This is a genomic window from Gibbsiella greigii (assembly GCF_039540155.1).
GTDB classification, from domain to species: domain Bacteria; phylum Pseudomonadota; class Gammaproteobacteria; order Enterobacterales; family Enterobacteriaceae; genus Gibbsiella; species Gibbsiella quercinecans.
In genome coordinates, this window is record NZ_BAABEM010000006.1 from 299,850 (window position 1) to 321,754 (window position 21,905).

Annotated in this window: 18 protein-coding genes; 15 read left to right on the plus strand and 3 right to left on the minus strand. The window is 56.5% G+C overall.

Going from position 1 to position 21,905, the window contains the following annotated elements; translation table 11 throughout:
- The first annotated feature begins 470 nt into the window (after positions 1-470).
- Positions 471-3,182: a cation-transporting P-type ATPase gene (locus AC559G_RS04630; RefSeq protein ID WP_498911645.1), complete on the plus strand. Its 2,712-nt coding sequence runs from the start codon at positions 471-473 to the stop codon at positions 3,180-3,182.
- A gap of 57 nt (positions 3,183-3,239) precedes the next feature.
- Here the strand turns inward: AC559G_RS04630 and AC559G_RS04635 are convergent, their stop codons facing one another.
- Positions 3,240-4,136, minus strand: coding sequence for a LysR family transcriptional regulator (locus tag AC559G_RS04635; RefSeq protein ID WP_095847217.1), 897 nt, complete (start codon positions 4,134-4,136; stop codon positions 3,240-3,242).
- Positions 4,137-4,377: 241 nt separating this feature from the next.
- On the opposite strand from AC559G_RS04635, the gene AC559G_RS04640 reads away from it, so the two are divergent.
- The 14 genes from AC559G_RS04640 (at position 4,378) to AC559G_RS04705 (ending at position 19,894) form a co-directional block, all read left to right on the plus strand.
- Complete coding sequence (locus tag AC559G_RS04640; protein WP_498911647.1) at positions 4,378-5,691, plus strand: M20 family metallo-hydrolase; 1,314 nt, start codon at positions 4,378-4,380, stop codon at positions 5,689-5,691.
- 205 nt (positions 5,692-5,896) lie between these two features.
- On the plus strand, positions 5,897-7,423 hold the full coding sequence (gene abgT / locus AC559G_RS04645; RefSeq protein WP_498911649.1) for a p-aminobenzoyl-glutamate transporter: 1,527 nt from the start codon (positions 5,897-5,899) through the stop codon (positions 7,421-7,423).
- Between the two features lie 177 nt (positions 7,424-7,600).
- Positions 7,601-8,548: a carbohydrate kinase family protein gene (gene cscK / locus AC559G_RS04650; protein WP_498911651.1), complete on the plus strand. Its 948-nt coding sequence runs from the start codon at positions 7,601-7,603 to the stop codon at positions 8,546-8,548.
- A 478-nt stretch (positions 8,549-9,026) separates the two neighbouring features.
- Complete coding sequence (locus AC559G_RS04655) at positions 9,027-10,400, plus strand: sucrose-specific PTS transporter subunit IIBC (RefSeq protein ID WP_438598961.1); 1,374 nt, start codon at positions 9,027-9,029, stop codon at positions 10,398-10,400.
- Positions 10,400-11,809, plus strand: a complete 1,410-nt coding sequence (locus AC559G_RS04660) for a sucrose-6-phosphate hydrolase (protein ID WP_498911653.1) — start codon at positions 10,400-10,402, stop codon at positions 11,807-11,809. Before AC559G_RS04655 ends, AC559G_RS04660 begins: the two co-directional genes overlap by 1 nt.
- Positions 11,810-11,830: 21 nt before the next feature.
- Positions 11,831-12,868: a LacI family DNA-binding transcriptional regulator gene (locus tag AC559G_RS04665; protein WP_498911655.1), complete on the plus strand. Its 1,038-nt coding sequence runs from the start codon at positions 11,831-11,833 to the stop codon at positions 12,866-12,868.
- 351 nt (positions 12,869-13,219) lie between these two features.
- Positions 13,220-14,179 carry a sugar-binding transcriptional regulator gene (locus AC559G_RS04670; protein ID WP_498911657.1) on the plus strand — a complete coding sequence of 320 codons (960 nt, stop codon included), beginning with the start codon at positions 13,220-13,222 and terminating at the stop codon, positions 14,177-14,179.
- A gap of 86 nt (positions 14,180-14,265) precedes the next feature.
- Positions 14,266-15,072 carry an SDR family oxidoreductase gene (locus AC559G_RS04675; RefSeq protein WP_498911659.1) on the plus strand — a complete coding sequence of 269 codons (807 nt, stop codon included), beginning with the start codon at positions 14,266-14,268 and terminating at the stop codon, positions 15,070-15,072.
- Positions 15,073-15,082: 10 nt separating this feature from the next.
- The gene (locus AC559G_RS04680; RefSeq protein WP_498911661.1) at positions 15,083-15,511 is read left to right on the plus strand and encodes a PTS sugar transporter subunit IIA; all 429 of its coding nucleotides are present in this window, start codon (positions 15,083-15,085) and stop codon (positions 15,509-15,511) included.
- Positions 15,508-15,999: a PTS sugar transporter subunit IIAB gene (locus tag AC559G_RS04685; RefSeq protein ID WP_498911952.1), complete on the plus strand. Its 492-nt coding sequence runs from the start codon at positions 15,508-15,510 to the stop codon at positions 15,997-15,999. Before AC559G_RS04680 ends, AC559G_RS04685 begins: the two co-directional genes overlap by 4 nt.
- Positions 16,000-16,096: 97 nt before the next feature.
- A complete protein-coding gene (locus tag AC559G_RS04690) occupies positions 16,097-16,894 on the plus strand; it encodes a PTS mannose/fructose/sorbose transporter subunit IIC (RefSeq protein ID WP_438598956.1) in 798 nt (265 codons plus the stop codon).
- 10 nt (positions 16,895-16,904) lie between these two features.
- Positions 16,905-17,735: a PTS system mannose/fructose/sorbose family transporter subunit IID gene (locus AC559G_RS04695; protein WP_498911663.1), complete on the plus strand. Its 831-nt coding sequence runs from the start codon at positions 16,905-16,907 to the stop codon at positions 17,733-17,735.
- 28 nt (positions 17,736-17,763) lie between these two features.
- On the plus strand, positions 17,764-19,014 hold the full coding sequence (locus tag AC559G_RS04700) for a zinc-binding dehydrogenase (RefSeq protein ID WP_498911665.1): 1,251 nt from the start codon (positions 17,764-17,766) through the stop codon (positions 19,012-19,014).
- A 61-nt stretch (positions 19,015-19,075) separates the two neighbouring features.
- Positions 19,076-19,894, plus strand: coding sequence for a shikimate 5-dehydrogenase (locus AC559G_RS04705; protein WP_498911667.1), 819 nt, complete (start codon positions 19,076-19,078; stop codon positions 19,892-19,894).
- Between the two features lie 192 nt (positions 19,895-20,086).
- Here the strand turns inward: AC559G_RS04705 and exbD are convergent, their stop codons facing one another.
- The gene (gene exbD, locus AC559G_RS04710; RefSeq protein WP_498911669.1) at positions 20,087-20,509 is read right to left on the minus strand and encodes an ExbD/TolR family protein; all 423 of its coding nucleotides are present in this window, start codon (positions 20,507-20,509) and stop codon (positions 20,087-20,089) included.
- Positions 20,510-20,512: 3 nt separating this feature from the next.
- On the minus strand, positions 20,513-21,508 hold the full coding sequence (gene exbB, locus AC559G_RS04715) for a tol-pal system-associated acyl-CoA thioesterase (RefSeq protein ID WP_498911671.1): 996 nt from the start codon (positions 21,506-21,508) through the stop codon (positions 20,513-20,515).
- Positions 21,509-21,905: the final 397 nt, after the last annotated feature.

The following is a 21,905-nucleotide window of genomic DNA, read 5'->3' on the forward strand; positions in this document are numbered from 1 at the left end:
GCAAAAAGCCACCTGGAAAATGAATGGCAAAGAACAATATTCCCTATATTCAGTAGTGCTACCCTATATTGCTGCTTACCGATGTCAGATTGAAGACAAACGGTTGGTCAACGCAATTTCGGCACTCAATAGAGTATGTATTCATTATTGACACGCCATCTTTAACTATTGCGCGCCCGTAAGAAAATCGCCACATTTTGTGCCAAAAAAATTATAACTAACTGTTTTGAAAGACTATAAATTTGATTATAAGCTAAAAAACATCTTAGTGTGGTATTTAATATATTATGGTTTAAGCTTGATTTATATTTTGATTTAGAAAAACCGTAAAATGCCTATTTATCGGATAAAAAAACAAAGAAAAAAAGATTTCAAAATTCCCATACCGTTTTTTAACATTTTTTTATGAAAATTAAGGTTGTCCCCATGATGTCTAACCGGATTAACCGGAACAAACAGGAGTCAGACGTATGAGTGATATAAAGCCACCTACCGTGGACCCTATTTCACCCCAGGAAGAATGGTATCAGCGCAGTGTTGAAGAAAGCCTGTCTGCACTCAATACCACACCCAGTGGCCTGAGTAGCGCTGAAGCACAGCAACGTTTAACGCAATATGGGGCGAATGTCTTACCGCAGGCACAATCCAAATCCTTATTTATTAAATTTATTGCGCATTTTAAAGATGTGCTGATCTATATCCTGTTGGCGGCAGCGGTGGTCACCGCCATTATGGGCCACTGGGTCGATACGCTGGTGATCCTCGGCGTTGCGGTGATTAACGCACTCATCGGCTTTATCCAGGAAAACAACGCGGAAAAATCGCTGAAAAGCATTCAGAATATGTTGTCCAATGAGGCGCAGGTATCGCGCGATGGACAGCATATGACCCTCGGCACTGAACAGCTGGTTCCCGGCGATATTGTTCTGCTGCGCCCCGGCGATCGTATCCCCGCCGATCTACGTCTGATCGAAGTGCATAATTTGCGGGTGGAAGAAGCTATTCTGACCGGGGAATCCACCGTCGTCTCAAAGAAAATTGATCGGCTTGAAGGCGAAAAGTCGCTGGGCGATCGTAAAAACCTGGCGTTCTCCGGCACCACCGTCAGCTCCGGTACCGCCGTTGGGGTGGTGATCGCCACCGGCGGCAATACGGAACTTGGGCATATCAACGAAATGATCTCCTCGATTGAGGAGAACAAAACCCCGTTGCTGGTGCAGATCGATAAGCTGGGCAAGGCGATTTTCGTCATCATCCTGTTCATGATGGCCGGCCTGTTGATTTTTGGCTATATGCTGCGCGACATGCCGCTGCCGGAACTGCTGCTGGCCGTGATCAGCCTGGCCGTGGCCGCCGTGCCGGAAGGCTTGCCGGCAATCATCTCGATTATTCTGTCGCTCGGCGTACAGGCCATGGCCCGTTCACGCGCCATCATTCGCAAACTGCCGACGGTTGAAACCTTGGGCGCCATGTCGGTGATCTGCTCGGATAAAACCGGCACGCTGACCATGAATGAAATGACGGTGAAAGCGGTGATCCTGGCAGATAAAACCTGGCGGGTGGAAGGCAACAGCTACGAGCCGCAAGGTGATTTCTATATCGATGGTGAAACCACCGCAACCGCCCCAGACAGCTCGCCGCTATTGAGCCAGTTCCTGCGCGCCGTGGACTTATGTAACGAAAGCCAGCTACGGCAGGATAAACAAGGGTTGTGGTCCATTACCGGCGGCCCGACCGAAGGGGCGCTGAAGGTTCTGGCGGCGAAGGCCAAGCTGCCGGCCACCCAGAATGAAATCACCACCAAGATCCCCTTTGATTCGCTGTACAAATATATGGCGATCGCCTGCAAAGTGGACAACCAACCGCAAATTCTGTTAACCGGCGCGCCGGACGTCCTGCTAAACCTGTGCCAATTCCAGCAAACGGCGTCCGGCGCCGAGCCGCTGGATAAAACCTACTGGGAAAACGCCATTGCGCGCTATGCACGCGAAGGCCTGCGTATGGTGGCCGCCGCCTGGAAAGCGCCGCAAGAGGTGATCGATAAACTCGATCACCCGATGCTGCACGACGGCATGATCCTGATCGGCATCGCCGGCATGATGGATCCACCTCGCCCGGAAGCCATCACCGCGATCGACGAATGCCAACAGGCCGGCATCCGCGTGAAGATGATCACCGGCGATCACCAGGAGACGGCGATGGCGATCGGCAAAATGTTGGGGATCGGCAACAGCGCGGACTCCGTGACCGGCTATCAGCTTGAGCACATGGACGATGAAGAACTTAAAGACGTCGCCCAGAAATACGACATCTTTGCCCGCACCAGCCCGGAACATAAACTGCGCCTGGTGAAAGCCCTGCAGAAAACCGGTGAAATCGTCGGCATGACCGGCGACGGGGTGAACGATGCGCCGGCGCTGAAGCAATCCAACGTGGGCATCGCCATGGGGATTAAAGGCACCGAGGTAACCAAAGAATCCGCCGATATGATCCTGGCGGACGACAACTTCGCCACCATCGCCAATGCCGTTAAAGAAGGCCGCCGGGTTTACGATAACCTGAAAAAAACCATCCTGTTCATCATGCCCACCAACCTGGCACAGGGGCTGTTGATCATCATCGCCATTCTGATGGGCAACCTGTTGCCGCTGACCCCGGTGCAAATTCTGTGGATGAACATGGCGACCTCCGCCACCCTCTCCTTCGGCCTGGCATTTGAAGCGGCGGAAAGAAACGCCATGCGGCGGCCGCCGCGCAATGTTAAAAGCCATGTGATGGACGGCTACGCAATTTGGCGCGTGGTGTTTGTCGGGCTGCTGATCTCGATCAGCACCTTTATTCTGGAAGCCTGGCTGCAGCCGCGCGGTTACAGCCCGGAATTTATCCGCACCGTGCTGCTGCAAACGCTGGTCACCGCCCAGTGGGTATATATGATCAACTGCCGTGATTCCGAGCACTTCTCACTCAACCGCGGCCTGTTGCAGAACAAAGGGATTTGGATCGTCACCGCCGCGTTGGTCGCGCTGCAAGCGCTGATTATCTACGTACCGCTGATGAACACGCTGTTCGGCACCCAACCGCTGCCGTTCCGTTACTGGCTGATTGCGTTGGGCATCGGCGTCGCGCTGTTTATCATTGTCGAAATTGAAAAACGCCTGACCCGCCGCTGGCGCAAGGCGTAACCGCAGCCGATAAAGGCGGCGCCTGCACAACGGGCGCCGCCCCTTTCCCGCTTAAGCTCAACGGCAGTAAATACGGAACAGGCGCGCCAGATGCGCCCCCACCGGCGTCAGCGTCGTGTCCTTACGCTGCACCAGGTAAAACGTCGCCATCGGCAGGCTTTCCGCCAAATCCAACGCCACCAGATGGCGCCCCATGATCGGATCCGAGATCACATCCACCGACAGGATGCTGACGAAATCGCTCTGCGCCACCAGACTGGTGCAACTCATGAAGGTTTCACAGGTCACGCTAACCGCCGGCAGTATCCCCATGTTGCCGAACAGTTCATGTAACAGCCGGTAGTAGCTGCCCTGCGGCGTCGGCATGGTCCAGTCGCAATGTTGCAATTCTTGCAGCGTTGTCGCCCCTTCCAGCGGGTGCCCCTTGCGCACCACCACCTTATACTCTTTATCCATCAGCCGTTCATAGCTCAATTCATTATCCTGGCCGCAGGGATAATAGGTATTGACGGTAAAATCCAGCTCCCCCTGGCGCAGCGCCGGGATCATCGAAACCAACTGCCCCTCGACGATACGCACCTTCACGTTGGGATACTCGCGGTGAAATTGCGTGATCACCTGTGGCATCACCGTGCGCGCAATGCTGCCGCCGATGCCGATGTTCACCGTGCCGCCGGCAAGCCCCAGCCGCTGTTGAATATCCTCCTGCGCCACGCGCAGTTCTTCCAGAATCAGGCTGGCGTGCTGGAAAAAGTTATCGCCGCAGTCCGTCAGCACCACCCCCTCGCGGCGGCGGATAAACAGCCTGGCGCCCAGAAACGCCTCCAGTTCCTGAATCGATTTGGTCAACGCCGGTTGGGAAATATGGCAAATGCGGCTGGCGGCACGAATGCTGCCGTGGCGGCTAACGGCCACAAAGGCGCGCAGCTGATGCAATTTTATGGCGGCGGGCATAGGCAATGGTGATAACCGTTGTTTATCAATAACAAGATATTGGCATCTTATTTATCCGGTTTCCATTGTGTACATTCGAGAAAAAGCATAATAAATAACCGTTCGTTATTTTTCACATTTATCAAAATTTTCCGCTTTTTCCACGGAAATAAGCAACATTTAACGCTTTTTCTCATGCAACTTATCAGGGCTTCAATGCTGCCTGCCCTGTGCGCAGGCGCGATAACTATGGAAAATCACGATGGATACACTCTCAACGTTAATCGCCGAACTTTCGCCCCAGCTCCAGGCCTGGCGCCGTGACTTCCACCGCTATGCGGAATCCGGCTGGTTTGAATTCCGCACCGCCACGCTGGTGGCGGAACAGTTGGATCGCCTCGGCTACCGGCTGCAGCTTGGCCGCGAAGTCATCAACGCCGATGCGCGCATGGGCCTGCCTTCGGCCGAAGCGCTGCTGGCGCAAGAACAACGCGCGCGCGAACAGGGCGCGCTGGAGAAATGGCTGCCGTACTTTTCCGGCGGCTTCGCCGGCATTGTCGCCACGCTGGAAACCGGCCGCCCCGGCCCGACCATTGCCTACCGCGTCGACATGGATGCCCTCGATCTGGACGAACTGCTGCAGCCAGCGCACTTGCCGTTCCGCGAAGGTTTCGCCTCCTGCAACAGCGGCATGATGCATGCCTGCGGACATGACGGCCACACCGCCATCGGCCTGGGGCTGGCGCACGTATTCAAACGCCTGGAGGCGCAGCTCAGCGGCACCATCAAACTGATTTTCCAGCCGGCGGAAGAAGGCACGCGCGGCGCGAAATCCATGGTGGAAGCCGGGGTGGTGGACGACGTCGATTTCTTTACTGCCACCCATATCGGCACCGGCGTACCCGCCGGCGAACTGGTGTGCGGCAGCGACAGCTTTATGGCCACCAGCAAGCTGGACGTCACCTTTCGCGGTACGGCAGCCCATGCCGGTGCCAAACCGGAAGACGGCCGCAACGCACTGCTGGCGGCGGCACAGGCCACTCTTGGGCTTTATGCCATCCCACGCCACAGCGAAGGCGCTTCGCGCATCAACGTGGGGGTACTGCAGGCCGGCAGCGGGCGCAATGTGATTGCCGATCGCGCGTTAATGAAGGTGGAAACCCGCGGCGCCACCAATGAAATTAACGAGTTTGTTTATCAACAGGCGCTGAATGTGATTCAGGGCGCCGCCCAGATGCACGGTGTCACCTGCGATATCGCCCTGATGGGGGCGGCGCAAAGCAGCAAACCGACGCAACCGTGGGTGGAATATATCCAGCGCCAGGCTCAGGGCATCAGCGAACTGCGCTCGGTGGTGCAACGCCGTGAACAGGCGGCCGGTTCGGAAGACGCCACCTACATGATGGAGCGGGTGAAAGCACACGGCGGCCAGGCATCATATGTGATTTTCGGCACTGAACTGAGCGCCGGCCACCACAATGAAAAATTTGATTTCAATGAACAGGTTATGGCCGTGGCGGTGAAAACCCTGGCGACCCTGGCGCTCAACCTGCCAAGTTTTGGCGAGGCACGATGAGCCACCCGGCGGGGGTAAACACTCGCCGCTGTAGGTATAACCGTCCCCCAGCGCAGGCTGGGGCGGCGGGAACAAGCACAACACAAAATAATTATAAATAAATCAAATAATAATAATTTCCCACGGCAAAAAACGGCGCAGCGCCCGGCAACGGCGCAACGCCAATTATGGGATATCACAACAGGACAAACACCGAGGGTAGAATATGAATGAGGCGATTCACGCGGCCGATAAAAAACCCAGCCGCATTTTTTACTTGGTTGAACGCATCGGGAATAAAATTCCCAATCCGTTTTTGTTATTCGTTTATCTGATTATTATTCTGATGCTGGCCACCGCGCTATTCTCTTGGCTCGGGGTGGTGGTTAAAAACCCAGCCAACGGCGCGCCGATCCAGGTAAAAAACTTGCTGAGCGTGGAAGGGATCCAGTGGATTTTCCCCAATATCATCCACAACTTCAGCAGCTTCGCCCCGCTGGGGGCGATTCTGGCGCTGGTGATCGGCGCCGGGCTGGCGGAAAAGGTCGGGCTGTTGCAGGCGCTGATGTACAAAATGGCCTCGCACGTCAATGCCCGCTACGCCAGCTATATGGTGCTGTTTATCGCTTTTTTCAGCCATATTTCTTCCGATGCCGCGCTGGTGGTCATGCCGCCGCTGGGCGCCCTGATCTTTCTGGCCGTTGGCCGCAACCCGATCGCCGGGCTGCTGGCCGCCATTGCCGGCGTCGCCTCCGGTTTTACCGCCAACCTGCTGATCGTAACTACCGACGTGCTGCTTTCCGGCATTAGCACCGAAGCGGCCAAAGCGGTGGACGGCGCGCTGCACGTCAGCGTGATCGACAACTGGTACTTTATGGCCACCTCGGTGATTGTGCTGACCATCGCCGGCGCGCTGTTGACCGATAAGGTCATTGAACCCCGCCTGCCGGCCTGGGAAGGCTGCGCCGAAGACAAAATGGACGCGCTGACCCCGCTGCAAAACCGCGGCCTGATGATGAGCGGCATTGCCGCACTGATCTTTATTGCGGCGATCGCCGCGCTGGTGGTGCCGGATTCCGCGCCGCTGCGCGATCCGAAAACCGGCTCGATCATCCCCTCGCCGTTCATCAAAGGCATCGTGCCGATCATCATCCTGTTCTTTTTCACCGTTGCCATTACCTATGGCGTGGTCACCAAACAGATCCGCCGTGCGGATGACGTTCCCAACCTGTTGATCGATCCAATGAAAAATATGGCGGGCTTTATCGTGATGGTGTTTCCACTGTCGCAGTTTGTCGCTTTTTTCAACTGGAGCAACATGGGCAAGTTCATGGCCATCGGCCTGACGGATATGCTCGAAGCCGCCGGCATGAGCGGCGCGCCGGCGTTTCTTGGCCTGATGTTCCTTTCCGCCTTCCTGTGCATGTTTATCGCCAGCGGTTCGGCCATCTGGTCGATTCTGGCGCCGATTTTCGTGCCGATGTTCATCCTGCTGGGCTTCCACCCGGCGTTCGCCCAGATGATTTTCCGCATCGCCGACTCCTCCGTCTTGCCGCTGGCGCCGATGTCGCCGTTTCTGCCGCTGTTCCTCGGCTTTTTGCAGCGCTACCGCAAAGATGCGCAGTTGGGCACTTATTACATGCTGATCATCCCCTACCCGCTGGTATTCTTCAGTGTCTGGATCCTGTTGCTGCTGGCCTGGTATGCGCTTGGTCTGCCGATTGGTCCGGGCATATACCCAAAACTGGGTTAATCTGCAATGCTCCCCGGCGCTTTACCGGGGAGAAAAGCAACTATTGCAAAAAAATGGCCCGATGACGGCTCACAATTTTGATCTGGTTAACATCTCTCAGATAATTTGTTGCATTGCTAAATCGGTTCTTCTATTTTAGCACCCCATCTATCTACGTTAAAAAAGCAGGGATTAATCATGGCTAATCGCGTGTGGGTTCTGGGTGACGCCGTCGTCGACCTGGTGCCAGGAAATTCAAACAGTTACCTAAAATGCCCCGGCGGCGCACCGGCCAACGTTGCGGTAGGCATCGCGCGTCTGGGGGGCAACAGCGCCTTTATCGGCCGCGTGGGTAACGACAGTTTCGGTTCTTTCCTGCAACAGGTGCTGTGCGACGAAGGCGTCAACACCCAGCATATGACGCAAGACAGCGAATACCACACATCGACCGTGGTCGTGGATCTGGATCAGCAAGGTGAGCGCTCATTCACCTTCATGGTCAGCCCCAGCGCCGATCTGTTCCTGCAACCCAGCGATTTACCAACTTTCCAATCCAGCGAATGGTTGCATGCGTGTTCCATCGCACTTTCCCAGGAACCCAGCCGCAGCACCACGTTCGCCGCGATGGAAAACATCCGGGCCGCAGGCGGCTGGGTCAGCTTTGATCCCAACATCCGCGAAGACATCTGGAAAGATCCGGAAGAGCTACGCCGTAATCTGGAAAAAGCGCTGATGCTGGCCGACGTGGTAAAAATCTCGCAGGATGAACTGAGTTTCATCAGCAAGATTGATGAGTTGGAAAGCGCGGTAGACTGGATGATGGCCCACTTCCCACTGAAGCTGTTGCTGGTGACCCTCGGCGGCAAAGGCGTTTGCATTCACGACGGCAAACAACATCATCATTTCAACGCCATGTCGATCACCCCGGTCGATACCACCGGCGCGGGCGATGCCTTCGTGGCCGGGCTGCTGGCCGCACTGGCGGTGCTTGGCCGCTTGCCGAATAACGACGAATGGGCAGCGGTGATCGCTCAGGCCCAGGCCTGCGGCGCGTTGGCGACCACGGAAAAAGGCGCCATGACGGCGCTGCCGCGCACCAATGAATTGATGGCTTTCCTGAAAACACACCTGCATCAGCAGGCCTGAGCACCACATAGGCTTGTGCCGCAGGCCCGTGCGGCAACGCCATTCATGTTTGTTGCGGTGAATGGCGTTATGGCGAGTTCCTTTAGCGCTTATGTATTTGGTCAATAAACAATCAGGCTTCGGGCTAAATTGGGCGCTTGATCACATTAGCGGGATCGTATTCGTCAACTTCGTTGCCAAGTTACACGGACATTTATTATCTTACGGTCAAGAAAAATCGGTTTAGCAATTTAGCAAACATCATAATGCGTTCGTATAACGCATCAGCATGGTGAAAACCCACGCTATCTGGCTGGCATAACGGGGCTCCGTTTATCCGGCCCGGCATTTTGGTTTCGGCCGGCGCCGTCTTGCGCGCGCTGCGACGCACAGACAAACCGCCGCCTGAACCGGGCTTTCAGTACGTTTCTCACGCTGACCGACTCATTTCCGCTGTGGCGAAGCCAACAGCGGCGTTTTTGTATATATAGGGGATAACATGGATATTACTGCAACCGCCAAGGCGTTGTTACCACTGCTCGGTGGTAAGGATAACATCGCTAGCGCGGCACACTGCGCAACCCGTTTGCGCCTGGTGCTGGTCGACGACAGCAAAGTGGACAAGGCGGCCATCGGTAAACTGGAAGGCGTAAAGGGCTGCTTTAGCAACGCCGGGCAAATTCAGGTGATCTTCGGCACGGGGCTGGTGAACAAAGTCCATGCGGAATTTATCAAAGCCGCCGGCGTCAGTGAATCCAGCAAATCAGAAGCCGCCAATATCGCCGCGAAAAAACTGAACCCGCTGCAACGCATCGCCCGCCTGCTTTCCAACATCTTTGTGCCGATCATCCCTGCCATTGTGGCATCCGGCCTGCTGATGGGGCTGCTCGGTATGGTGAAAACCTACGGCTGGGCCGATGCCGACAGCGCCCTGTTCATCATGCTGGATATGTTCAGCTCAGCGGCGTTCATCATCCTGCCGATCCTGATCGGCTTCACCGCCGCACGCGAATTCGGCGGTAACCCTTATCTGGGCGCCACGCTCGGCGGCATTATGATCCACCCGGCGCTGACCAATGCCTGGGGCATCGCCAGCGGCTACCCGACCATGAATTTCTTCGGTCTGGATATCGCCATGATCGGCTATCAGGGCACGGTATTCCCGGTATTGCTGGCGGTATGGTTCATGAGCCTGCTGGAAAAACAGCTGCGTAAAGTGATCCCGAACGCGCTCGATCTGATCCTGACGCCATTCCTGACGGTGATCATCTCCGGCTTTATCGCCATGCTGTTCATCGGCCCGGCCGGCCGTGCCCTGGGCGACGGCATCTCCTTCGTGCTCAGCAACCTGATTGCCCACGCCGGCTGGCTGGCAGGGCTGCTGTTCGGCGGTTTGTACTCCGTGATCGTCATCACCGGTATCCATCACAGCTTCCATGCGATTGAAGCCGGCCTGCTGGGCAACCCGAATATCGGCGTTAACTTCCTGCTGCCCATCTGGGCCATGGCCAACATCGCACAGGGCGGCGCCTGCCTGGCCGTGTATTTCAAAACCAAAGATGCCAAGATTAAGGCTATCGTGGTGCCTTCCGCGTTTTCCGCCATGCTCGGCGTGACCGAAGCGGCGCTGTTCGGCATCAACCTGCGCTTTGTGAAACCGTTCGTGGCCGCACTGGTCGGCGGCGCGCTGGGCGGCGCCTGGGTGGTTGCCAACCATGTGGGGATGAACGCCGTCGGTCTGACCGCCGTTCCCGGCATGGCGATTGCGCAAGCCAGCTCACTGGTGAACTATATTATTGGTTTGGTTATCGCTTTCGGCAGCGCCTTTATTGTTTCCCTGCTGCTGAAATACAACACGGCGGACAGTGAATAATGGAAGAATTGAGCTTGATGAAACAGGCGGCGCTGGCCCTGATGAATGGCCAGCAACGTGCCGCAAGCGATCCGCACCGCCCGGCTTGGCACTTGGCGCCAAGCGTGGGTTTGCTGAACGATCCCAATGGTTTTATCCAGCATAACGGCACTTTTCACCTGTTTTACCAGTGGAACCCCTTGGCCTGCGATCACAAGCGCAAGTGCTGGGGCCACTGGCAATCGCGCGATCTGGTGCACTGGCAGCACCAGCCGGTGGCGCTGCTGCCCGGCAACTGTTATGACAGCCACGGCTGCTATTCCGGCTCCGCGGTGGCGCAAGACGACGCCATCGTGCTGGTGTATACCGGCAACGTGAAGTTCCCGGACGGCTCCCGCACCGCCTACCAGTGCCTGGCACGGGAAGGCGAACTGGGCGAGTATGACAAACTCGGCCCAGTGTTGCCGCTGCCGGAAGGCTACAGCGGCCACGTACGCGATCCCAAAGTCTGGCGCCACCAAGGCAGTTGGTACATGGTGCTGGGCGCACGCGATTTACAAGATCAGGGCAAAGTGCTGCTGCTGCGCTCCGACGATCTGCGCGCCTGGCAACTGCTGGGCGAAATCGCCGGTTCGCGGCTCAACGGCCTGGGTGATTTCGGCTACATGTGGGAATGCCCGGATCTGTTTAACGTCGATGGCCAGGACGTGCTGATCTGCTGCCCGCAGGGGCTGGCGGCGCAAGAGGAATGCTACCTTAACGTTTATCAGGCCGGGTATTTTAGCGGCAGCCTGGATTATCAGGCCGCGCGTTTTGCCCATGGCGCTTTCCATGAGCTGGACGCCGGGTTTGAGTTCTACGCGCCGCAAACAACCCTGGCCGAAGACGGCCGCCGCCTGTTAATCGGTTGGATGGGCGTGCCGGAACAGGATGAAGACGACCATCCGACGGTGGGCTACGGCTGGATCCACACCATGACCTGCCCGCGCGAACTGACATGGAACAACGCGAAGCTGTACCAACGGCCGGCGCGCGAACTGCAGCAACGGCGCGGCGAACTCACCCAGTGGCAAGGCAAAGCCAGCGACGCCCCGGCGCTGGCGATCGGCAGCGCCGAGCTGCAACTGGCCCCAAGCGGCCCGTTCAGCGCCCGCTTCGGCGATGGTATGACGCTGGCCTGGGACGGCGAATGCCTGCGGCTCACACGCGCCAACCTGCACAGCGGCAAGCCAGAGCACCGCTACTGGCGCGGCCAGGTTACGCACCTGCAGATGCTGTTTGACCGTTCCAGCGTGGAAATCTTCATTAACCACGGCGAAGCGGTGATGAGTTCGCGTTACTTCCCAACGCCGGCACCGCAGTTGGCATTGGCCGGAGATGCTACAGTCACGTTACAACACTGGCCGATGGCGTCATGCATGCTAGAATGAGTCACCCTGTGACGAATTCAGATGCTGTCAGTGAAAAAAAATAAACGCATTACCATCAGTGATATCGCTGCCCTGGCTGGCGTGTCGAAGTCGACCGCCAGCCTGGTGCTCAACGGCCGCAGCAAGGAATATCGCGTTTCGGATGAAACCCGCGATCGCATTATGGCGTTAGCCAATGAGCACCACTACCAACCCAGTTTCCATGCCCGCTCGCTGCGCTCTAGCCGCAGCCATACTCTGGGGCTGGTGGTGCCGGAAGTGACCAACTATGGTTTTGCCGTTATCTCACGCGAGCTGGAAACCCTGTGCCGCGAAGCCGGCCTGCAACTGCTGATCGCCTGCACCGATGAAAACCCCAGCCAGGAAATGATGGCGGTTAACAGCCTGGTGCAACGGCAGGTCGACGGGCTGATCGTCGCCTCCAGCCAACTGAACGACACCGAATACCAGAAGATCAACGCCCGGCTGCCGGTGGTGCAGATGGACCGCCTGATCGCCAATTCAGATCTGCCGCTGGTGATCACCGATTCGGTATCCGCGACCGCCACGCTGGCGGAAAACGTCGCCCGCCAGCACCCAGACGAGTTCTATTTCCTCGGCGGGCAGCCGCGGATTTCCCCCACCCGCGATCGCCTAGCCGGCTTCCAGCTTGGCCTTGAGCGCGCCAGCGTGGCATGCAAACCCGAGTGGATCATCAACGGGCACTACCACCCCAGCGCCGGCTACGAGATGTTTGCGCAGCTGTGCGCCCAGCTTGGCCGGCCGCCCAAGGCGGTGTTCACCGCCGCTTGCGGCATCCTGGAAGGGGTGTTGCGCTACCTGACGCAGCATTCGCTGATGGAAAGCGACATCCACCTATGCAGCTTTGACGACCATTACCTGTTTGACTGCATGACGCTGAAAATAGACACCATTGCCCAGGATTGCCAGGGCCTGGCGCAGTTCAGCTTTGACATGGTCACCGCGCTGATTGACGAACGTGAGCCGGCCAACCGCAGCCTTTACCTGCCCGGCACCATCCACTGGCGCCATCCTGGCTCGCAGGCGCTGAACGCCTGATGCCGTACGCCGGGCCCGCACCGGGCCTGGCGTAGCGCCGGCGAATAATGCACATTTGTGCCATTTCTTTATTTCCCACCAAAATAAAACTGTGATGCATCGCCGATTTTCGCTCACACGTGCATGCTTTCCCCTCAACCACAAAAGTAAGCGCGATCAACCAAATAGATGAAAATGCACATTAGTGCATTATTTCATTCTGTATTTTTTTATTTTATAGAAAGTTAATACTGGAAAATGGACGGATATTTGGGTGCGCTATTTTGACACTGCCGGAGGGAAATGCTTATATCAAATTAGAAACAGCCTAACGCCATTTGCACATTTGTGCAAATTAATCCGGGGTAATATATGGAAAGCAATAACGATCTGCGCCTGTTGATAAAAGTTGCCCAAATGTATTATGAGCAGGATCTGACACAGGCGCAGATCGCAAAATCGCTGGGGATTTACCGCACCACCATCAGCAGGATGCTGAAAAAGATCCGCGATCAGGGCATTGTGACGATCGCCATTAATTACCAGTACCATGAAACCCTGCACCTGGAACAACGCTTAAAACAGCGTTACGGCCTGAAAGAGGCGATTGTTTCCCCAGCGGGCGCTGAGCAATCGCCACAGGAGAAACTCGACAGCATCGGCCTGCTGTGCGCCAATTTTCTCAACAATATCATTGAAGATCGTGATGTTATCGGTTTCTCGTGGGGCAGCGCGCTGGCGGCCACCGTGGAGCATATGGCGGATGGCAGCGGTAAGAAAAGCGCTGTCTGCGTGCCGATGGTCGGCGGGCCTTCCGGCAAGCTGGAAAGCCGTTACCACGTCAACACCATTGTCTACAGCGCGGCGTTGAAAATGCGGGCGGAGTCAAAGCTAATTGATTTCCCAGCCATTCTTGAACAAAAGCTGATCCGCGACGGCATTATGGAATCGCAGCATTACCGCACCATCGCGGAATATTGGGACAGGCTCGATATCGCCGTGTTCGGCATCGGCTCACCAAATATCACCGGCCAGTCCACCTGGCGCGCCTTTTACGGCAATGACGCCATCGCGCATTTTAATAGCGCGGCGGTGGCTGGCGATATTTGTTCACGCTTTTACGATGCCGCCGGCAAACGTATTGATACTTATCTTTCGGAAAAAACCATCAATATCACACTGGATAAAATCAAGCGTGCCAATTACGCCATTGGCGTGGCGCATTCCTATGAAAAATTATCCGGTATTATCGGCGCTATGCGCGGCGGCTATATTAATTGCCTGGTGACAACCAAGGAGACAGCAGAAAAACTATTAGCCATTAATGAATAAGTAAATAAACGATAAAAACCACAAGCGGTAATACACCGCTGACGGCCCCCTTTTGCCCAAAATAGATATTCGCGATGGAGAACACTATGCACGACTGGTTAAATATCAAAGACAAGGTGATTATCGTCACCGGCGGCGCTTCCGGCATCGGCAAGGCGATTGTTGAAGAATTACTGGCTAACGGCGCACGGGTGCAATTGGCCGATGTTAATCACAGCCAGGAAGAATTCACGCCGCACCCGCAGTTGCGGTTTATTCAAACCAATATCGCCGATCGCCACAGCGTGGCGAACCTGGTCGATCAAACGCTGGTTACTCACGGCCGTATTGACGCACTGGTCAACAACGCCGGCATCAACCTGCCGCGCTTGCTGGTCGATCCCGCCCAGGAAAACAGCGACTACGAACTCAATGACGACGCCTTCGAAAAAATGACCGGGGTGAACCAGAAAGGCGTTTATCTGGCCTCCCAGGCGGTGGCGAAAACGATGGTGAAGCAAGGCGGCGGCGTGATCGTCAATATCGCGTCGGAAAGCGGACTGGAAGGCTCCGAAGGGCAAAGCTGCTATGCCGCTACCAAAGCCGCCATGTACAGCTTCACCCGTTCATGGGCGAAAGAACTGGGTAAGTATGGCATCCGCGTGGTCGGGGTGGCGCCGGGCATCCTGGAAAAAACCGGCCTGCGCACGCTGGATTACGAACAGGCATTGGCCTACACCCGCAATATCAGCGTTGAACAACTGCGCGCCGGCTACAGCAAAAACGCCATCCCGTTGGGGCGCGTCGGCCGGCTGAGTGAAATCGCCGATTTCGTCACCTATCTGCTTTCCGAACGCGCCAGCTATATCACCGGCGTCACCTACAACATTGCCGGCGGCAAGACGCGCGGCTAGGAGGATAACGATGCCAACCCCCGTCATCCTGTGCGCCCATGGCGAACTTTCCGCGGCGCTGCTCGATTCGGTACAGATGGTTTACGGCGCCACCGGCCCTATCTACCCGCTGGCCTTTCGCCAGGGGCAAAACGCCGAAGATATCGTGCGCGCGATGCAGCGCTGCATGGCGCAATTGCCGCCGCAGCCCTGGCTTATCGCCGTCGATCTGTTCGGCGGTAGCCCCTATAACGCCGCGGCGGCGCTGGCCCAGCAAGATCCCGCGCTGGAGGTGGTGACCGGTATTTCATTACCGCTGTGCCTGGAAATTGCCGATAACCAGCATGACATGAGCGCCACACAGCTTGCCGCCCATTTGCTCGAAGTGGGTAAAGCCTGCGTGTGCTCTCTGCGCGCTCTGCAACAGAACCTGGAACAAGAAGAGGCGGATTTCTTATGATCATTAACTTAGCCAGAATCGACGATCGCCTGATCCACGGCCAGGTCAGCACGGTCTGGGCCAAAGAAGCCAAAGCCGATCGCATCATTATTTGTAATGATGAGGTTTATAACGACGAACTGCGTAAAACATTATTAAAACAGGCCGCGCCGCCTGGCATAAAAGTCAATGTTGTGAATATTGAAAAGGCCGTTGCGGTTCACAATAACGAAAAATACGCCAACGATAAGGTTTTTTATTTATTCACCAATCCGACTGATGTACTGCGCATGGTTAACGCCGGTGTCGAGATAAAGAAAATTAATATTGGCGGCATGGCGTACCGTATTGGAAAAACGCAGATCACCAAAGCCGTTTCGCTGGACAAGCAAGACGTAGAGGCTTTTCAACAGTTGGCCGCCGCCGGTGTGGAATTGGATCTGCGCGTGGTGATCTCCGATCCGAAAATAGATTTTATCAGCAAAATTAATGCCGTTGAGTTCAGTTAAAAAAAACAAATAGTCATCTTATTTAATCATTAATCGCATTTCATGCCCCGCATGAAACATGGGGTTGTTTTACACAAAAAACGTAAGGCGCACCATCATGGAAATAAGTATCCTACAAATCATATTTATCTTTCTCTTTGCCTGTATTGCCGGCATGGGCAGCGTGCTTGATGAGTTCCAAACGCACCGCCCGCTGATTGCCTGCACCATCACCGGCCTGATTCTGGGCGATATGACTTCCGGCGTGATTTTGGGCGGTACGCTGGAGCTTATCGCCTTGGGCTGGATGAATATAGGCGCCGCGCAGTCGCCCGATTCTGCGCTCGCCAGCATCATCTCCACCATCCTGGTGATTGTCGGCCAGCAAAGTATTCCCACCGGCATCGCCATCGCGTTGCCGGTCGCCGCCGCCGGCCAGGTGCTCACCGTCTTCGCCCGCACCATTACCGTCGTATTCCAGCACGCTGCCGACAAGGCGGCGGAAAAAGCCAACTTCGGTCTGGTTGACCTGCTCCACGTCTCTGCCCTTGGGGTGCAGGCGCTGCGGGTAGCGATTCCGGTGCTGTTGGTGGCGATGTTCGTTAGCGCCGACACCGTCAGCCAAATGCTGAACGCCATCCCGGAAGTGGTCACGCGCGGTTTGCAGATCGCCGGGGGCTTTATCGTGGTGGTCGGCTACGCCATGGTACTCAACATGATGGGCGTTAAGTACCTGATGCCGTTCTTCTTCCTCGGGTTTCTGGTCGGCGGTTACCTCAACTTCAGCCTGTTGGCCTTTGGCGGCATCGGCCTGATCATCGCGCTGATTTATATCCAACTGAACCCGAACTACCAGCAACCGAATAACGCTGCCGCCCGCGGCAATAGCCAACGCATCGACGAGTTGGAAGACTAGGAGCATCGCCATGAACCATTCCCCAAAACGCCTGACCAAATCCGATCTGTTCCGCATGTTTCTGCGTTCGAACCTGCAGCAGGCGTCATTCAACTATGAACGGATCCACGGCCTGGGTTTCTGTTACGACATGATCCCGGCGATCAAACGGCTGTACCCGTTGAAAGAAGATCAGATCGCGGCGATGAAACGCCATCTGGTGTTCTTCAACACCACCCCGGCAGTGGTCGGCCCGGTGCTGGGCGTCACCGCCGCGATGGAAGAGTCGCGCGCCAACGGCGCCGATATTGACGAAGGCGCCATCAACAGCCTGAAGGTCGGCCTGATGGGCCCGCTGGCCGGCGTAGGCGATCCACTGATCTGGGGCACGCTGCGCCCAATCACCGCCGCGCTGGGCGCTTCGCTGGCGCTGGGCGGCAATGTGATGGGCCCGATTTTGTTCTTTTTCTGCTTCAACCTGGTGCGGCTGGCGCTGAAGTGGTTCGGGCTGCAGTACGGCTTCCGCAAGGGCGTGGATATCGTCAAGGACATGGCGGGCAACCTGCTGCAAAAACTGACCGAAGGCGCTTCGATCCTCGGGCTGTTCATTATGGGTGTGTTGGTCACCAAGTGGACCAGCATCAACGTGCCACTGGTGGTTTCACAAACTCCCGGCCCGCAGGGCGAACCGGTGGTGATGACGGTGCAAAACATCCTTGATCAACTCTGCCCCGGCCTGCTGGCGCTGGCGCTCACGCTGCTGATGATGCGCCTGCTCAAACGCAAGATAAACCCGATTTGGCTGATCTTCTCCCTGTTTGGGCTGGGCATCTTCGGCTACGGGTTCGGCATTCTTTCCTGATCTTCCACCTGACAACACAGAGGGCCCTATGAAAACAACCGCATTACGCCTGTATGGCAAAAACGATCTGCGCCTTGAGCAGTTTGCACTGCCGGACATGGCGGAGGATGAAATCCTGGCGACGGTAATGACCGACAGCATCTGCCTTTCCTCCTGGAAAGAAGCCAACCAGGGTGCCGACCATAAAAAGGTGCCGAATAACGTGGCGGAAAACCCGATCATTATTGGCCATGAGTTCTGCGGCGAGATCCTGCGCGTCGGCAAAAAATGGCAGCACAAGTTCACCCCCGGCAGCCGTTACGTGATTCAGGCCAACCTGCAACTGCCGGATCGCCCCGATTGCCCGGGGTATTCCTTCCCGTACGTGGGCGGTGAAGCCACCCACGTGCTGATCCCGAACGAGGTGATGGAACAGGACTGCCTGCTCAGCTACCAGGGCGATTGCTACTTTGAAGGCTCGCTAGTAGAGCCGTTGTCGTGCGTCATCGGCGCCTTCAATGCCAATTACCACCTGGCCGCCGGCGGTTATAACCACACCATGGGCATCAAACCCGGCGGCAACCTGTTAATCCTCGGCGGCACCGGCCCTATGGGGCTGCTGGCGATTGACTATGCGCTGCATGGCCCTGTGCAGCCCCAACTGCTAGTCGTGACCGACCGCCAGGAGGAAAAGCTGCGCCATGCACAGCGCCACTATCCGGCCGATAACGGCGTGCAGGTGCATTATTTGAACGCCCAAACGTTGGCGGATCAACGTAACCATTTGCTTGGCCTGACGGCAGGCGCCGGCTATGACGATATCTTCATTTTTGTGCCTTCGGCCGAATTGGTCACCCTGGCCTCTTCGTTGCTGGCGCCGGACGGCTGCGTCAATTTCTTCGCCGGGCCGCAGGATAAAGCATTCAGCGCGCCGATCAATTTCTATGACATTCACTATGCGTTTACTCACTATGTCGGCACCTCCGGCGGCAATACCGCTGATATGCGCGCCGCGGTGAAACTGATCGAAGAGAAAAAAATCGATGTCCGCAAAGTGGTTTCGCACATCCTCGGCCTGGACGCGGCGGCACACACCACCCTGAATCTGCCGCAGATCATTGGCGGCAAGAAAATGGTGTACACGCAGAAATCACTGCCGCTGATTAGCCTCAATACGCTGCTGCAGGAAGAGCCGGCAACGGACTTTCTGCGCCAAATCAAGCAGCTATTGCTGGCAAGCGGCGGTCTGTGGTCGAAGCAAGCCGAGGATTTTGTGCTGAAAAACGCCCCCGGCATCTGAATCCTCTAACATTTGGCGTAAGCTGAATGAGTTAACCTTGCGTGAAAGAGAAGGACCAACCATGAGCCGTGAAATCAATAAAGACACCCAACTGTGCATGTCGTTGTCCGGCCGCCCCGGCAACTTCGGTACCCGCTTCCATAACTACCTGTATCAGGAACTGGGGCTGAACTTCATCTACAAAGCATTCACCACCCAGGATATTCAGGCTGCAGTGGGGGGCGTCAGGGCGTTGGGGATCCGCGGCTGCGCCATCTCCATGCCGTTCAAGGAGAGCTGTATCCCGTTCCTGGACGAACTCGATCCTTCGGCCAAAGCCATAGACTCGGTGAATACCATCGTCAATGACGCGGGGTATTTGCGCGCCTACAACACCGACTATATCGCGATAGCCAAACTGCTGGCGCACTACCAGGTGCCACCGACCACCCGCTTTGCCCTGCGCGGCAGCGGCGGCATGGCGAAAGCGGTGACGGCGGCGCTGCGCGATGCCGGGTTCACCGACGGCCATATCATCGCCCGTAATGAAGCCGCCGGCAAAGCGTTGGCGGCGCAGTACGGCTACGCATGGCAGCCCGAACTGGGGGATTTACACGCGGCGATGGTGATCAACGTCACGCCGATCGGCATGGCCGGCGGCGCGGAAACGGATCAATTGGCGTTTCCACCTTCCGCTATCGATGCCGCCAGCATCGTCTTTGACGTGGTTGCCTTGCCGGCGGAAACGCCGTTAATTCGCTACGGGCGGGAAAAGGGCAAACAGGTGATTACCGGCGCCGAGGTGATAGCGCTGCAGGCGCTGGAACAGTTTGTGTTGTACACCGGGGTGCGGCCAACTGATGCGCAAGTGGCGCAGGCCGCCGCACATGCCCGCGGCTAGGCCCCAATAAAAAAGCCAGCCAGGGAAACTGGCTGGCTGATAGCCGCGGCGGCACCCTGCCGCGATACCCTTCATACTTCAAGTTGCAGGTGTGTTGGCTTTCCTCGCTCACCCCAGTCACTTACTTATGTAAGCTCCTAGGGATTCGCTGCGTTGCCGCCTTCCTGCAACTCGAATTATTTTGGGTATATACTATTTGCTGGCGTTTTCCATCCCCACCAGCCCAACTTTCAGATAGCCCGCACTACGCAAGGTATCCATCACGCGCATCAGGGTTTCATAATTCACGCTCTTGTCGGCCTGGAAGAAAATGGTGGTTTCTTTATCGAAATTGGTCTGTTGCTCCAGCACGGAAACTAGCTGTTCATAGGTGACCGTCTGCTCGCCGATGTACAGTTGCCCATCGGCTTTCACCGACAGGAATACCGGCTTCTCTGGGCGCGGCTGCGGCTTGGCGGAAGACGCGGGCAGATCAACACGGACATCCACCGTCGCCAGCGGCGCAGCGACCATAAAGATAATCAGCAGCACCAGCATAACGTCGATAAACGGCGTGACGTTGATGTCATGCATTTCACCCGCATCGTCGATATCTTCATTCAAGTGCATCGCCATAACTCAACCCACCCGCAGTTGATGTGCGTGCTGAGAGCGCTTTGCTTCTGCCGTGGCCTCCAGATCCAGATCGCGGCTGAGCAACAGCAGCACCTGCGCCGCCACATCGCCAACCTGGGCACGGTGGCCGCCAATCACACGGGCAAAAATGTTGTAAATCACCACCGCCGGGATAGCCGCAACCAGCCCCAGAGCGGTAGCCAGCAGCGCTTCGGCGATCCCCGGCGCCACAACCGCCAGGTTGGTGGTTTGCGAATGGGCGATGCCGATAAAGCTGTTCATAATGCCCCATACGGTGCCGAACAAACCGACAAACGGCGAGATCGCGCCGATGGTGGCCAGGAAACCGTTGCCGCGGCCCAGATGCCGGCCATAGGCCACCACTTTGCGCTCCAGGCGGAACCCGGTGCGGTCTTTAATCCCGCCGTTATCGTTAGAGTCGGCAGACAGCTCCAGTTCGTTTTTCGCGTCGTTCAGCAGAGCGGCGCTGATGCTTTCCGCTGAGAATTGCTGCGCCAGTTCAGCGGCCTCATCCAGAGAACGCGCTTCGGCCAGCGCCTGCTGCTCGCGGCGTAAACGGCGTTTGGCGCGGAACAGTTCGCTGCCTTTGGCAAACAGAATGGTCCAGGTCACGATAGAGGCCAACACCAGACCGATCATCACCGTTTTCACCACGACGTCGGCGTGCTCATACATGCCCCAAACCGACAGATCGGTACTTAGCGTTTCAGCCGGCGCGTTGGCCGGTTGCTGCGGCATCACCGGTGCCGCCGCTGCGGGCGCAGCAACCGGCGGTGCTGCATTTTCAGGCGCGGTTGGCGTTGCCGCCGGCGCAGCGCTTTCTGCAATACCCGGTGCCGTTGCCGGCGCAGCATGCACAGAGCCAGCCAGCCCCATCACTAACACCATCGGCGCAATGACACCGCGCCCGATCGCATCCCATACTCCCCGGCCAGTACCGTGAGATCCTTGATTCATCGCTTTGCCAGCCGTTTTCACGCTGCGCCTCCACCCATTACCGAAAATTAGAGAATGTACCGAATAAAAACCAGAGAATAAATCAGCCTGCGATCATATCAAACCGACCGTGAATTGATAGTAGTTATCATTATTATTTGCGCAATAATGCATCTGTGGGTAAAAAATGATGCTTCCACAATAAAAGCAGGGAGATACCGCCTCTTACCCTGCAACATCAGCGCCTAAAAAAGTTGACAAACACCCGCTATAACGGCGCCGGGGCTTCACGTTCCCTCAGCCGCTTGAAGCAGCATGATGCGGTGCTACGGTGCCCCAACGTAGCAGATTATCGCCACTTGCCACCATGGCGGTTAAAACGTCTGGATGGCTATTCTTGACCATGTTAACGTAAAGGCCATCAACATGACCAGCAGTG

Bases quoted from the DNA above. Each gene is read 5' to 3' on its own strand.
- AC559G_RS04680 (WP_498911661.1), top strand. From the start codon at position 15,083: ATGCCAACCCCCGTCATCCTGTGCGCCCATGGCGAACTTTCCGCGGCG.
- AC559G_RS04675 (WP_498911659.1), top strand. From the start codon at position 14,266: ATGCACGACTGGTTAAATATCAAAGACAAGGTGATTATCGTCACCGGC.
- AC559G_RS04700 (WP_498911665.1), top strand. From the start codon at position 17,764: ATGAAAACAACCGCATTACGCCTGTATGGCAAAAACGATCTGCGCCTT.
- AC559G_RS04630 (WP_498911645.1), top strand. From the start codon at position 471: ATGAGTGATATAAAGCCACCTACCGTGGACCCTATTTCACCCCAGGAA.
- AC559G_RS04695 (WP_498911663.1), top strand. From the start codon at position 16,905: ATGAACCATTCCCCAAAACGCCTGACCAAATCCGATCTGTTCCGCATG.
- AC559G_RS04705 (WP_498911667.1), top strand. From the start codon at position 19,076: ATGAGCCGTGAAATCAATAAAGACACCCAACTGTGCATGTCGTTGTCC.
- cscK (WP_498911651.1), top strand. From the start codon at position 7,601: ATGGCTAATCGCGTGTGGGTTCTGGGTGACGCCGTCGTCGACCTGGTG.
- exbD (WP_498911669.1), bottom strand. From the start codon at position 20,509: ATGGCGATGCACTTGAATGAAGATATCGACGATGCGGGTGAAATGCAT.
- AC559G_RS04685 (WP_498911952.1), top strand. From the start codon at position 15,508: ATGATCATTAACTTAGCCAGAATCGACGATCGCCTGATCCACGGCCAG.
- AC559G_RS04690 (WP_438598956.1), top strand. From the start codon at position 16,097: ATGGAAATAAGTATCCTACAAATCATATTTATCTTTCTCTTTGCCTGT.
- AC559G_RS04635 (WP_095847217.1), bottom strand. From the start codon at position 4,136: ATGCCCGCCGCCATAAAATTGCATCAGCTGCGCGCCTTTGTGGCCGTT.
- abgT (WP_498911649.1), top strand. From the start codon at position 5,897: ATGAATGAGGCGATTCACGCGGCCGATAAAAAACCCAGCCGCATTTTT.
- AC559G_RS04660 (WP_498911653.1), top strand. From the start codon at position 10,400: ATGGAAGAATTGAGCTTGATGAAACAGGCGGCGCTGGCCCTGATGAAT.
- AC559G_RS04670 (WP_498911657.1), top strand. From the start codon at position 13,220: ATGGAAAGCAATAACGATCTGCGCCTGTTGATAAAAGTTGCCCAAATG.
- AC559G_RS04665 (WP_498911655.1), top strand. From the start codon at position 11,831: ATGCTGTCAGTGAAAAAAAATAAACGCATTACCATCAGTGATATCGCT.
- AC559G_RS04655 (WP_438598961.1), top strand. From the start codon at position 9,027: ATGGATATTACTGCAACCGCCAAGGCGTTGTTACCACTGCTCGGTGGT.
- AC559G_RS04640 (WP_498911647.1), top strand. From the start codon at position 4,378: ATGGATACACTCTCAACGTTAATCGCCGAACTTTCGCCCCAGCTCCAG.